This window comes from Mesorhizobium opportunistum WSM2075 (assembly GCF_000176035.2).
Classification (GTDB): Bacteria; Pseudomonadota; Alphaproteobacteria; order Rhizobiales; family Rhizobiaceae; genus Mesorhizobium; species Mesorhizobium opportunistum.
In genome coordinates this window covers 4,723,775-4,736,756 of the sequence record NC_015675.1, presented here as the reverse complement: position 1 = coordinate 4,736,756, position 12,982 = coordinate 4,723,775, and the positions used below count along the sequence as shown (strand labels likewise).

Annotated in this window: 14 protein-coding genes; all 14 read left to right on the top strand. The window is 61.9% G+C overall.

From position 1 onward, the window contains the following. The first annotated feature begins 75 nt into the window (after positions 1-75). The 14 genes from rpsE to MESOP_RS22705 all read left to right on the top strand — a co-directional run bounded on the left by rpsE (position 76) and on the right by MESOP_RS22705 (position 12,972). A complete protein-coding gene (gene rpsE, locus MESOP_RS22770) occupies positions 76-639 on the top strand; it encodes a 30S ribosomal protein S5 (protein ID WP_006333394.1) in 564 nt (187 codons plus the stop codon). Between the two features lie 24 nt (positions 640-663). After that, entirely contained in the window at positions 664-861 is a 198-nt protein-coding gene (gene rpmD / locus MESOP_RS22765; protein ID WP_006205449.1) for a 50S ribosomal protein L30, read from the top strand. A 22-nt stretch (positions 862-883) separates the two neighbouring features. Next, entirely contained in the window at positions 884-1,357 is a 474-nt protein-coding gene (gene rplO / locus MESOP_RS22760; protein ID WP_013895693.1) for a 50S ribosomal protein L15, read from the top strand. Between the two features lie 194 nt (positions 1,358-1,551). After that, on the top strand, positions 1,552-2,892 hold the full coding sequence (gene secY / locus MESOP_RS22755; RefSeq protein ID WP_013895692.1) for a preprotein translocase subunit SecY: 1,341 nt from the start codon (positions 1,552-1,554) through the stop codon (positions 2,890-2,892). Beyond that, complete coding sequence (locus MESOP_RS22750) at positions 2,889-3,497, top strand: adenylate kinase (protein ID WP_013895691.1); 609 nt, start codon at positions 2,889-2,891, stop codon at positions 3,495-3,497. The genes secY and MESOP_RS22750 overlap by 4 nt, the downstream gene beginning before the upstream one ends. A 206-nt stretch (positions 3,498-3,703) precedes the next feature. Continuing rightward, the gene (gene rpsM, locus MESOP_RS22745) at positions 3,704-4,072 is read left to right on the top strand and encodes a 30S ribosomal protein S13 (protein ID WP_006205445.1); all 369 of its coding nucleotides are present in this window, start codon (positions 3,704-3,706) and stop codon (positions 4,070-4,072) included. A 127-nt stretch (positions 4,073-4,199) separates the two neighbouring features. Further along, complete coding sequence (gene rpsK, locus MESOP_RS22740) at positions 4,200-4,589, top strand: 30S ribosomal protein S11 (RefSeq protein WP_006205444.1); 390 nt, start codon at positions 4,200-4,202, stop codon at positions 4,587-4,589. 100 nt (positions 4,590-4,689) lie between these two features. After that, the gene (locus MESOP_RS22735; protein ID WP_006205443.1) at positions 4,690-5,700 is read left to right on the top strand and encodes a DNA-directed RNA polymerase subunit alpha; all 1,011 of its coding nucleotides are present in this window, start codon (positions 4,690-4,692) and stop codon (positions 5,698-5,700) included. A gap of 104 nt (positions 5,701-5,804) precedes the next feature. Beyond that, on the top strand, positions 5,805-6,236 hold the full coding sequence (gene rplQ / locus MESOP_RS22730; RefSeq protein WP_013895690.1) for a 50S ribosomal protein L17: 432 nt from the start codon (positions 5,805-5,807) through the stop codon (positions 6,234-6,236). 181 nt (positions 6,237-6,417) lie between these two features. Beyond that, positions 6,418-7,911, top strand: coding sequence for a DegQ family serine endoprotease (locus MESOP_RS22725; RefSeq protein ID WP_013895689.1), 1,494 nt, complete (start codon positions 6,418-6,420; stop codon positions 7,909-7,911). 41 nt (positions 7,912-7,952) lie between these two features. Next, on the top strand, positions 7,953-9,260 hold the full coding sequence (locus MESOP_RS22720; RefSeq protein WP_013895688.1) for a replication-associated recombination protein A: 1,308 nt from the start codon (positions 7,953-7,955) through the stop codon (positions 9,258-9,260). A 5-nt stretch (positions 9,261-9,265) separates the two neighbouring features. Beyond that, entirely contained in the window at positions 9,266-9,943 is a 678-nt protein-coding gene (locus tag MESOP_RS36260) for a DUF930 domain-containing protein (protein WP_245264946.1), read from the top strand. Positions 9,944-10,102: 159 nt separating this feature from the next. Continuing rightward, positions 10,103-10,933, top strand: coding sequence for an aspartyl/asparaginyl beta-hydroxylase domain-containing protein (locus MESOP_RS22710; RefSeq protein WP_013895686.1), 831 nt, complete (start codon positions 10,103-10,105; stop codon positions 10,931-10,933). A gap of 380 nt (positions 10,934-11,313) precedes the next feature. Next, positions 11,314-12,972, top strand: coding sequence for a hypothetical protein (locus MESOP_RS22705; protein WP_013895685.1), 1,659 nt, complete (start codon positions 11,314-11,316; stop codon positions 12,970-12,972). Positions 12,973-12,982 lie beyond the last annotated feature (10 nt).

Here is a 12,982-nt window from a genome sequence, read left to right as displayed (position 1 = left end):
CTTTCACCGTCGGCGACCCAAAGCGGCGCCGGCAATCAGCAACCCGTGCTTCCGGAAAAGAACAAGGAACAGGATATGGCACAGGAACGTAGGGATGGCGGCCGCGGCCGCGATCGTGAAGAACGCGATGACGGCATGGTGGACAAGCTGGTCCACATCAACCGCGTCGCCAAGGTCGTCAAGGGCGGCCGTCGCTTCGGCTTCGCCGCACTCGTCGTCGTCGGCGACCAGAAGGGCCGCGTCGGCTTCGGTCACGGCAAGGCACGCGAAGTGCCGGAAGCGATCCGCAAGGCAACCGAATCGGCAAAGCGCGACATGATCTTCGTGCCGCTGCGCTCGGGCCGCACGCTGCACCACGACGTCGAGGGACGCTGGGGCGCCGGTCGCGTTCTGCTGCGCGCTGCCAAGCAGGGTACCGGCATCATCGCCGGCGGCCCGATGCGCGCCGTCTTCGAGACGCTCGGCATGCATGACGTGGTCGCCAAGTCGATGGGTTCGTCGAACCCCTACAACATGGTTCGCGCCACCTTCGACGCGCTGAAGAGCCAGATGCATCCCAAGGATGTGGCTGCCGCGCGCGGCATCAAGTATTCGACCCTTCAGGCCCGCCGCGGCACCGCCGTTGCGGCTGAAGAATAGTCGATCTGACCAGGGATTTTGACCATGGCCAAGAAAGCAACCAAGACCATCACCGTTGAGCAGATCGGTTCGCCGATCCGCCGCCCGAAGGAACAGCGCGCGACGCTGGTCGGCCTCGGCCTCAACAAGATGCACAAGCAGCGCACCCTGGAAGATACGCCTTCCGTGCGCGGCATGATCGCTGCCGTTCAGCATCTCGTCCGCGTCGTGGACGAGGGCTGAGCCAAAGCGCAGGAGAACCCAGATGAAACTCAACGATCTGCGTGACAAGGACGGCGCGACGCACTCCAAGAAGCGTCTCGGCCGTGGCATCGGTTCCGGCTCGGGCAAGACCGCCGGTCGCGGCGTCAAGGGCCAGAAGGCGCGCTCCGGCGTCGCCGTCAACGGCTTCGAGGGTGGCCAGATGCCGCTCTACCGGCGCCTGCCGAAGCGTGGCTTCAACAACATCTTCGCCAAGAGCTTCAACGTCGTCTCGCTGGCCCGCATCCAGGTGGCCATCGACGCCAAGAAGCTCGATGCCAAGGCAACCGTGACGGCTGAATCGCTGGTTGCCGCCGGCGTCATTCGTCGCGTCAAGGACGGTGTGCGCATCCTTTCGGACGGCGAGATCAAGGCGAAGCTCGCCTTCGACGTCGCCGGTGCCTCCAAGGCCGCGATCGAGAAGATCGAAAAGGCCGGCGGCTCGGTCAAGCTGCCGGAAAAGGCAGCCGCGGAGTAACGGCAATTTGAAGCGCGACCGGTAAGAATGGGATCCCGTTTTTGCCCACGGTCGCGCTTTGATCTGCTCAATTAAGCGGCCGCGTCAACGCGGCCGCTTGCATGTTTAGAGCCCGGAGCTTATCTCGTGAGCTTCGGTGAAACGCACCGCCTGACCTCACGGGCCATCAAGCGTTACCAAGCGGAGAATCAGGCATGGCTTCGGCTGCTGAACAATTAGCCTCGAATCTGAATTTCTCGGCCTTCGCCAAGGCGGAGGACCTGAAGAAACGCATCTGGTTCACCATCGGCGCGCTGCTCGTCTATCGCCTCGGTACCTACATTCCGCTTCCCGGCATCAATCCCGACGCCTTCGCCCAGGCCTTCTCTTCGCAGAGCAAGGGTGTGCTCGGCATGTTCAACATGTTCGCCGGCGGCGCCGTGCAGCGCATGGCGATCTTCGCGCTCGGCATCATGCCCTACATCTCCGCCTCCATCATCATGCAGCTGATGACCTCGGTCATCCCTTCGCTGGAAGCGCTGAAGAAGGAAGGCGAGCAGGGCCGCAAGGTCATCAACCAATACACGCGCTACGGCACCGTGCTGCTCGCGCTGGTTCAGGCCTATGGCATTTCGGTCGGCCTGGAGAACGGCAACGGCATCGTCAGCGATCCCGGCATGTTCTTCCGCATCTCGACCGTCGTCACCCTGGTCGGCGGCACCATGTTCCTGATGTGGCTCGGTGAGCAGATCACCGCGCGCGGCATCGGCAACGGCATTTCGCTGATCATCTTCTCGGGCATCGTCGCCGGCCTGCCGCATGCCATCTCCGGCACGCTGGAACTCGGCCGCACCGGCGCCCTGTCGACCGGCCTGATCCTGGCGATCATCGTGCTGGCCATCGTCGTCATCGCGCTGATCGTGTTCTTCGAGCGCGCCCAGCGGCGCCTGCTGATCCAATATCCGAAGCGCCAAGTCGGCAATCGCATGTTCCAGGGCGACACCTCGCACCTGCCGCTCAAGCTGAACACGTCGGGCGTCATCCCGCCGATCTTCGCCTCGTCGCTGCTGTTGCTGCCGGCGACCATCGCCGGCTTCTCGCAGACGACCAACATGCCGGCCTGGGCCAGCACCATCCTGGCCTCGCTCGGCCACGGCCAGCCGCTCTACATGGCGTTCTACGCGGCGATGATCGTGTTCTTCGCCTTCTTCTACACAGCGATTGTCTTCAACCCGAAGGACACCGCCGACCAGCTCAAGAAGCACTCGGGCTTCATCCCAGGCTATCGTCCGGGCGAGCGCACCGCCGATTACATCGATTACGTTCTCACCCGCATCACCGTCGTCGGCGCCATCTATCTGGTGCTGGTGTGCCTGCTGCCGGAGTTCCTGATCTCGGCGACTGGCGTACCATTCTACCTTGGTGGCACATCGCTTCTGATCGTGGTCAGTGTCACGCTCGATACGGTTGCGCAGATTCAGGGCCACCTGATCGCGCACCAGTATGAAGGCCTGATCAAGAAGTCGAAGCTGCGCGGGGGGAAGAAAGCCAGATGAGGTTGATTTTGCTTGGGCCGCCAGGAGCGGGCAAGGGGACACAAGCACAAAGACTGGTAGAGAAACACGGCATACCCCAGCTGTCGACGGGCGACATGCTGCGTGCCGCCGTTCAAGCCGGCACCGAAGTCGGCAAGCGTGCCAAGGCGGTGATGGATGCCGGTGAACTGGTGTCCGATGCCATCGTCAACGCCATTGTTGCCGAGCGGATCGACCAGGCCAACTGCGCCAAGGGCTTCATCCTCGACGGCTACCCGCGCACGCTGGTGCAGGCCGATGCGGTCGAGCAGATGCTTGCCGAGCGTGGCATCGGCCTCGACACGGTCATCGAACTGGTCGTCGACGACAGGGCCCTGGTCGGCCGCATCGTCAAGCGCGCCGAGGATGCCAAGGCAGCCGGCCAGCCGGTGCGCAAGGACGACAATCCCGCGGTGTTCGAAGAGCGCCTGCGCGAGTACTACAAGAAGACCGCTCCGCTGACCGGTTACTATTACGCCAAGGGCAGGCTCAAGACTGTCGACGGCATGGCCAGCATCGACGCGGTGACCGCCGAGATCGAGGCCGTGCTCGCGGCGGCCGCTCAAGGGGCGGAGTCGGTAAATTAACGATTGCGCTTGACGGGAGCGGTTCGCTGCGGTATGGCGGCCCGTCTTCCTATCAGGCATGGGCTTTGCTTGTCCGCAAGGGCAAGGCAGTCGCCTTGAACTGGAAACTCCCGCATGGGCCGGCCTCCACCGGACGCGGGGCAACTTTGACAGCGCCGGATCTGCCTTTTTGAGGGTTGGCCGGCCCACATGGAGAAGAGAAGAACATGGCTCGTATAGCCGGCGTCAACATTCCGACCAACAAGCGCGTCGTCATCGCGCTTCAGTACATTCACGGCATTGGCAAGAAGTTCGCCCAGGAGATCGTCGACAAGGTCGGCATCCCGGCGGAGCGCCGCGTCAACCAGCTGACCGACGCGGAAGTGCTGCAGATCCGCGAGACCATCGACCGCGACTACCAGGTCGAAGGCGACCTGCGCCGCGAAGTGTCGATGAACATCAAGCGTCTCATGGACCTCGGCTGCTACCGCGGCCTGCGTCACCGCCGCTCGCTGCCGGTTCGCGGCCAGCGCACCCACACCAATGCACGCACCCGCAAGGGCCCGGCCAAGTCGATCGCCGGCAAGAAGAAGTAAGTGAGCGAATAGCGAGTAGCCATTAGCGAGTAGGGGATCCCTATTCGCTAATTACTACTCACTACTCGCTTTCAAAGGTGGAGCCGCTGGCATTACGGCGGTGTAGAGATCAACTGAAAGGACTATCATGGCCAAGGAAGCCGCTCGTGTTCGCCGTCGCGAACGCAAGAATATCTCGTCGGGCGTTGCCCACGTCAATTCGACCTTCAACAACACGATGATCACCATCACCGACGCGCAGGGCAATTCGATCGCCTGGTCGTCGGCCGGTGCCCAGGGCTTCAAGGGTTCGCGCAAGTCGACCCCGTTCGCCGCCCAGATGGCTGCCGAGGACGTTGCCAAGAAGGCCCAGGAACACGGCATGCGCATGCTCGAAGTCGAGGTCTGCGGACCTGGCTCGGGCCGTGAATCGGCGCTGCGTGCCCTGCAGGCGGCCGGCTTCACCATCACCTCGATCCGTGATGTGACGCCGATCCCGCACAATGGCTGCCGCCCGCGCAAGAAGCGCCGCGTCTAACATTATTGAACGCCGCGCGAACGCCGAAAGGCGTTCCTCCACGGTATTCCAGGTCGCCCGCCACGATTGGATGGTGGCGGGTCAACGGAAGGAAAGCATCATGATCCAGAAAAATTGGCAGGAACTGATCAAGCCGAACAAGATCGAGTTCTCGTCGAAGAAGAAGACGCTGACCACGCTGGTCGCCGAGCCGCTCGAGCGCGGCTTTGGCCTCACGCTCGGCAACGCGCTGCGCCGCGTGCTTCTGTCTTCGCTGCGCGGTGCGGCCGTCACCGCCGTGCAGATCGACGGTGTCCTGCATGAATTCTCGTCCATCGCCGGCGTGCGCGAGGACGTGACCGACATCGTCCTGAACATCAAGGAAATCGCCATCCGCATGGAAGGCGATGGGCCCAAGCGCATGGTCGTGCGCAAGCAGGGACCGGGCGCGGTTCTGGCCGGCGACATCCAGACGGTTGGCGACGTCGAGATCCTCAACCCCGACCACGTCATCTGCACGCTGGATGAAGGCGCTGAAATCCGCATGGAATTCACCGTCGACACCGGCAAGGGTTACGTGCCGGCAGAGCGCAACCGCGCCGAGGATGCGCCGATCGGCCTGATCCCGGTCGACAGCCTGTATTCGCCGGTCAAGAAGGTCTCCTACAAGGTCGAGAACACCCGCGAGGGCCAGGTTCTCGATTACGACAAGCTGACCATGACCATCGAGACCGACGGTTCGATCTCGGGCGAGGACGCAGTGGCGTTCGCCGCTCGCATCCTGCAGGACCAGCTCGGCCTGTTCGTCAACTTCGACGAGCCGCAGAAGGAAGTCGCGGCGGAAGCCGTCACCGAGCTCGCCTTCAACCCGGCGCTGCTCAAGAAGGTCGACGAACTCGAGCTTTCCGTGCGTTCGGCCAACTGCCTGAAGAACGACAACATCGTCTACATTGGCGATCTCATCCAGAAGACCGAAGCCGAGATGCTGCGCACCCCGAACTTCGGCCGCAAGTCGCTGAACGAGATCAAGGAAGTGCTGGCGGCGATGGGCCTGCATCTCGGCATGGAAGTGCCGGACTGGCCGCCGGAAAACATCGAAGACCTCGCCAAGCGTTACGAAGATCAATACTGAGCATGAATTCCAAGGATCGGCGGCGTGGGCCGCTCGATCCGACGGTCATGCGGAAAACCATCAGAGGCCGTGGCCTCTTGAACAACTGAAGAAGGAAATGAGCCATGCGCCACGGTTTCAAAGGCCGTCGCTTCGCCCGAAGCATTAGCCATCGCAAGTCGATGTTCGCCAACCTCGCCGTGTCGCTGCTCGAGCACGAGCAGATCGTCACCACCTTGCCGAAGGCGAAGGACCTGCGTCCGATCGTCGAGAAGCTGGTGACGCTCGGCAAGCGCGGCGACCTGCACGCCCGCCGCCAGGTGATCGCGCAGATCGGCAATGAAGGCGTCGTCAAGCGCCTGTTCGACACGATCGCCCCGCGCTACGCCAACCGTAACGGCGGCTACCTGCGCATCATGAAGGCGGGCTTCCGTCACGGCGACAATGCCGCGATGGCCGTCATCGAGTTCGTCGATCGCGACACCTCGGCCAAGGGCGCCGGCGACCGCGCCCGCCTCGAAGCCGAAGGCACCGAAGCGGACGCCGCGGCCGCATAAGGTCACGTCTTTCCAGAATGAATTGAAGGGGCCTGCGGGCCCCTTTTTCATGTTCTGCGCGGTTCAAAGCACGCCCATAAAGATCTGCTTGCGCGAAAATAATCGGATTTCAGCGGCTTAGCCTTTCATTTTGCACAATCGTCGGGACAATGCGCCCGAACTTGCCTTGGAGGATTCGCGAATGCGCGCCAAAAGACTGTCCCTTGTCCTGCTCTGCGCCTTCATGGTGTTCGCAGCCGCACCGGCAGTTCGGCAGGCGTTGGCCGAAGACGCCGCAAAGCCAGCCGATCCGGGCCTGTCGGACGTGCTGACCGATCTGTTGCATGGTGTCGAGGGCGAAAACGCTACCTCAGGACCCGACAAGCGCGTGCCGTTCGGCCGCGAAGAGGTGCAGCTGTCGTTCGCGCCGCTGGTCAAGCAGACGGCGCCCGCCGTGGTCAATGTCTATGCCTCGCAGACGGCCAAGGTCACGTCGCCTTTTGAAGGCGATCCGTTCTTCGAGGAGTTTTTCGGCCGTGCCCGGCCGCGCGCGCAGTCCTCGCTGGGTTCGGGCGTGCTTGTCGATCCGAGCGGCGTCATCGTCACCAATTTTCACGTCATCAAGGATGCCGACGAGGTCAAGGTGGCGACCGCCGACGGGCGCGAATTCACCAGCAAGGTGATGCTGAAGGACGAGACGCTCGACCTTGCCGTGCTCAAGATCGAATCCGACAAGCCATTCCCGGTGATCGCCATCGGCGATTCCGACGCGCTCGAAGTTGGCGATCTGGTGCTGGCCATCGGCAATCCCTTCGGCGTCGGCCAGACCACCACAAGCGGTATCGTCTCCGCACTTGCCCGCAGCCATATCGGCGTCTCGGACTCGGGCTACTTCATCCAGACCGACGCCGCCATCAATCCCGGCAATTCCGGCGGCGCGCTGATCAACATGGGCGGCCAGCTAGTCGGCATCAACACCGCAATTTATAGCCGCAGCGGCGGCTCGATCGGCATCGGTTTTGCCATCCCGGCCAACATGGTGCGGGCTTTCGCCGATGCCGCCAAGGCCGGTCTCGACTTCTTCGAGCGCCCCTATATCGGCGCCGAGTTCGAGGCGGTGACGCCGCAGATAGCCGAATCGCTTGCCATGGAAAAGCCGACCGGCGCCCTGGTCTCGTCCGTCGATGCGACGGGGCCGGCGGGCAAGGCGGGGCTGAAGCCGGGCGACGTCGTGCTGCAGATCAACGGCAAGCCGGTCGAGAGCATCGAGGCGCTGGACTATCGCATGGCGACGCTGTCGATCGGCACCAAGGCCAATTTCGCGATCCTGACTAAGGGCCAGCAGGCGGCGATGGACATCGCGCTGGAGCGCGCGCCGGAGGGTGCGAAGGCCTCGGAAGTGACGCTGCATGGCCGCAGCCCGTTCTCGGGCGCCAAGGTCGCGGAGCTGTCGCCACGGCTTGCCCAGAAGCTCGGCCTGCGCACCGATCTCAAGGGCGTGACGGTGATCGACATCAACCGCGACTCGCCGGCCGCCGATTTCGGTTTCATGCCGGGCGACATCGTGCGCGAGGTCAACGGCACCGCGATAGACACTGCCGCGACGCTGGCGCAGGCTGCCCAGCAGGATACGCGCTGGTGGCGCTTTACCGTCGAGCGCGGCGGGCAGATACTGCGCCAGGTGTTGCGTTACTGAGCTCGATCTGAAGGGATCGCGCTCCAAACCAAAAGAAGTGCATGGCCGATCTGTTCAGCGTTGACGAACCGGAAAAGACGCCGCCAGGACGGCCGCTAGCCGACAGGCTGCGGCCGAAGAATCTGGGTGAGGTCGTTGGCCAGGAACATCTGACCGGGCCAGATGGCGCGCTGACCCGGCTGATCGGCTCGGGTTCGCTCGGCTCGATGATCTTCTGGGGCCCGCCCGGCACCGGCAAGACCACAGTGGCAAGGTTGCTTGCCGGCGAGACCAGCCTTGCCTTCGAACAGATATCGGCGGTGTTTTCCGGCGTCGCCGACCTGAAGAAGGTCTTCGAGGCCGCCAAGCTGCGCCGCGCCAATGGCCGCCAGACATTGTTGTTTGTCGACGAGATCCATCGTTTCAACCGCGCCCAGCAGGATTCCTTCCTCCCCGTCATGGAGGATGGGACGGTCGTCCTGGTCGGCGCCACGACCGAAAACCCGTCCTTTGAATTGAACGCGGCCCTGTTGTCGCGTGCGCGCGTCATGGTCTTTCATTCGCTCGGCGAGGAGAGCATCGCCAAGCTGATGACGCGGGCGGAGGAGACGGAGGGCAGGGCGCTGCCGCTCGATGACGAGGCGCGGACAATGCTCATCCGCATGAGCGATGGCGACGGACGCGCCTCCCTGACGCTCGCCGAGGAGGTCTGGCGTGCCGCCAAGCCTGACGAGGTGTTCGATCCCGAAGGGCTGCAGCGCATCGTCCAGCGCCGTGCGCCGATCTACGACAAGGGCCAGGACGGCCATTACAATCTGATCTCGGCGCTGCACAAATCGGTGCGCGGCTCGGATCCCGACGCCGCGCTCTACTATCTCGCGCGCATGTTCGATGCCGGCGAGGATCCGCTCTATCTCGGCCGCCGGCTGGTGCGCATGGCGATGGAGGACATCGGCCTTGCCGATCCGCAGGCGCTGGTCGTCGCCAACGCCGCCAAGGATGCCTACGACTATCTGGGCTCGCCCGAGGGCGAACTCGCCTTTGCCGAGGCCACCGTCTATCTCGCCACGGCGCCCAAATCCAACGCCGTCTACACCGCCTTCAAAGCGGCCACGCGCGCTGCCAAGGAGCACGGCTCGCTGCTGCCGCCAAAGCACATTCTGAACGCGCCGACCAAGCTGATGAAGGAAGAGGATTACGGCGCGGGCTATCGCTACGATCATGACGAGCCGGACGCCTTTTCGGGCCAGGACTATTTTCCCGAGAAGATGGGCCGCCAGACCTTCTACGATCCGCCTGAGCGTGGTTTCGAGCGCGATATCAGGAAGCGGCTCGATTATTGGGCAAAGCTGCGCAAAGAGCGGGAATAGCCGGCTTGCGCGGCCCGGTGGTCGTCACGCTTCGAGACGAGGCTTCGCCCTGGGGTGTTTCCGCCTCTGTTGTCCTGCACACGCTGCTCGCCGCCGCGCTGGCCTTGATGCCATTGCCGAAGCCGCCGAAACGGCTGGAGGAAGAGCGGGTGTCTGTCGACATTCTGACGCCGCTGCAGTTCGAGGCTTCGACAAGGCGATCGCCCGCGCCAACGCCGTCACCGCTACCGGCGCCGGAGGCGCGAACTCCGGCGCCAACGCCGGATGCCCCTCAAACTCAACAGCCGTCTGCGCCGGCCATGATCCGGCCGACCGAGATGCTGTCGGCCAAGACGCTCGCCGATCCACGCAGCCGGCAGGCGCGCGCCGATCTCGCCACCTTCGCTTCGGATGAACGCATGGTGCAATTGTGCAATCTCGAGGCCATGGACCAGATTCGCCGCTGGCGCGCGGACTTTCAGCCCGAACGCGTCGTGCCTTACGCGACGGCGGAGGAAAAAATCACTGGAACCACGATTGCCGCGAACGGTGCGGCTTTCCGCAGCCGCAAAAACTGGTACAGTTTGAAGTTCAAATGCCAGCTCGCACGAGACGGCGAAAGCGTCATCGGCTTTGAGTTCCTGGTCGGCGATCCCGTGGCCAGGGAAAAATGGGACGAGCTTGGTTTGCCGGCGGTGCATTGACCGAAGTCCGGCGACCTCCACGAGGCAGCCGCCAGGCACGATGCCGTGACCGTTGTGTGGTGACCCAAAAGACCTTATCAAGGCGCACGGCCGGGCGGTGGTCGTTGCCGTGATTTTGGCAGTTCATTCGCAACAGGATCGCGCTTCGCGCGTGGAAAAATGACAAAAACCCTTCGCAAATCCCTTCGCAAATTGGCCATTGCCGTCCCGCTTCTCGCCCTTGGCTTCTATTTCATCCCCATCCTGACGACGATCTTCATCGTCTGCGGCCTGATCGACGTGCTGCGCAATGACAGGAAGGATCTCTCGCTGTTCTCAGGTTACTTCCTCGGCAACGGCCTGTTCACCTGGCTGCTGTCGCCGTTCAACCTGCTGGTCGATCTGCTCTGCTACAGGAATCCCGGCGTGTGGAAGCTGGAGCAGTTTCCCGCCGATTATCAGCGCGAGGTCAATGAGGTCCTGGACATCTTCAAGGCGCGCAAGGACGAGATCATCGCCGACATCGATGCCAATTTCGGCACCGGCCGGCGCGGCATGTATGTCTACCAATGGTACGGCAAGCACAGGATCGACAACGTCGCCGAGTTCAACAAGGATTTCAAATACATCAAGACGATCGCCGTTTCCGTCTTCAGCAAGCGCGAATCGACCTCGTGGCATTTCGGCCCGCTGCGGCTCAGCCTGCGCATTCTCTACAATCTGGTCCCGGTGAAGTCGGAGATCTTCGTCGAATGCGGCAACGTCAAGAATTACTGGTACGACAATCCGCTGTTCATTTTCGACGACACGCTGCTGCACCGCTCGGTCAATGAGTATGACGGCCGCCGCTACTGCGTGTTCATGGACGTCATCAGGCCGTCCCCGGTTCCCCGGCTGATAGCAGGCATGCTCGCCATCGTCTCGGTCAGCGTGGAGCGCATCAATTCCATGTTCTACAAGAACTGGAAAATGATCGGCTCGACCAAGCCTAAGAAAGTCGAAACCACCTGAGCTGAAAGCTATCGACGCTGTCGGGCTCCGCCGGCAGCGTCCTGGTGGCTGCAGGATGAGGTGTGGCCAGGACGAGGTGTGGTCAACTTTGACGGCGCTCGTGCACAGGCTTGGCATCGCCAAGTCTTGAAACTCCGGTACCTCTTGAATCTCCGGTACCTCTTGAGCCTCCGGCACCGGGACTCCGTTCGGCAATGCCGTCGCTGGGCTTGAGGCGAGCAAGGCGTCGCCGCGCTTGTTCTTTCACCGCCATTTGGGGTCTCGACAATTCATTATATGAATTGTCTCGCTAGATTCGCATTTGCCGGAACGGCTCCTGCGTTGGGAGTTGGTGCGGTTCGGGTTCCACGGCTCTGTCTTTTCCTCCCAGGCGGCCTCCAGTGACAAAGAACAAAATCTTCGGATTCTGGACGGGGGCTTATATTTGCACCCTGATACCGGGCCTTGTTCTGAGCGCCATATATGTAAGCCTTGAAGAGCCCGTCTATTATTGGGACTTCGTCGCCTACTTCAATACATTCCGGCATCAAGGGGCGCTCCTGATCGACGGGCCTTTTCAATGGCTAAGCCAGTTGGCCACCTCTATCGCGACAGATGACTATGGTTCGGCGATTTTGGCGCCGTTGATGCCGATTTATGTAGTTTTCGGAGGTTCGCGGTATGCGTTTGTCGCCGGAATAGTCGCGGTCTATCTGGTACCGACGGTTCTCCTCATAGCCCGAATGAGCTATCTGGAGGCGACTTCCGAGACGGCTTCGCCCCGAGCCTGGCTCGCCGTCTGGATTGCGGCCTTCCTCTATACTCCGTTCTGGGCGCCGACGCTTCGTGGAATGCCGGACATTGCCGGTTGTCTTGCCATTACCGTGGCAACCTATTTTCTTTGGAAGTCAAAGTTTCTTACCAGCGAACCGGTGATCAGCGGAATTTGCGTGGGTGTGTGCCTGTGGCTGGCGTTCATGCTGCGTCGCTGGTACGCCTACGCCGTCATTGGCATCGCCGTTTCCGCCGCCTTCTTTTGTTTGCTGCAGATTGCAAGGGATCGGAGCTATCCGTCCTATGGCAAAGCGGCATTGGGCGGCCTGTGTGCGATTTTCGTTATTGCCGCGACCTCATTGAACTTTCAGCTACCGCTGATCGCCAAGATTCTAGGCACCAGCTATGGCGATCTCTACAGCGGATACAGGACGACCTTCCTCATCCAACTTGGCGAGATGGGATCCCGGCTCAGCTATGTGAACTGGCTGCTGATCATGGTCGGCCTCTATATCTCGGTCGTGCGCCGCAAGGGGTTTTCGCTGCTGTGCGCCTTTGCCTCGGTGCTCACCTTCCTGATCTTTATCCGCACGCAGGATCCGGAGCGGCATCATTCATTGCCGATGTTTCTTTGGCTGTTCCCGGCATACGCCCAGGCAATCGTTGCAATCGTTTCGATGCCGGCACTGAAGTCACGATGGTCGGCGGCCGCCATCGCTTGTGCCGCCGGTTTTGCTTTTTTTGGCACTTTTTTTCCAGTCGGTCGTCAACTGCTGTCGCCGGTCGGCTTCGTTTTCGCCGAGGAAGCGACGCTCCCGCTACACCTCGACAATCTTCCCGAATACAGACGCTTGATTGCCGACCTGCTTGGCAAAATGAAAGCTGAGGATCGTTTTTCGGTGTTTGCCTCAGGCGCGGTTTTGAGCGACTCGCTGTTGTTTGGTTTGGATCCCAAGCTCACTCCGCACGTCGGATGGATTTGTCAGGTGGATAGTCGCGATCGATTCCGGCCGGAGGCTTTGAAATCCAGATATGTTGTCGTGGCTGACCGGCCCGTTATCCACCTGCAGCCGGGTGCGCAGATCTGTGTCACGCTTCCCAACCAGAATATTGTCGAGGGAACGGGCATCGGCGCTGCCTACAAACGCGTTGAAACCTACCAATTGTCCGGCGGCCTTACCGGTTACCTCTATGAGCAGGTGCGCCCGGTCGGCAAAGCTGAAGTGGATGCCCTCTACAGCGAGTTCCAGAAGAGATATCCGAACTGGACGGCGCCCGAGTGGTGAAGGCGGGGTC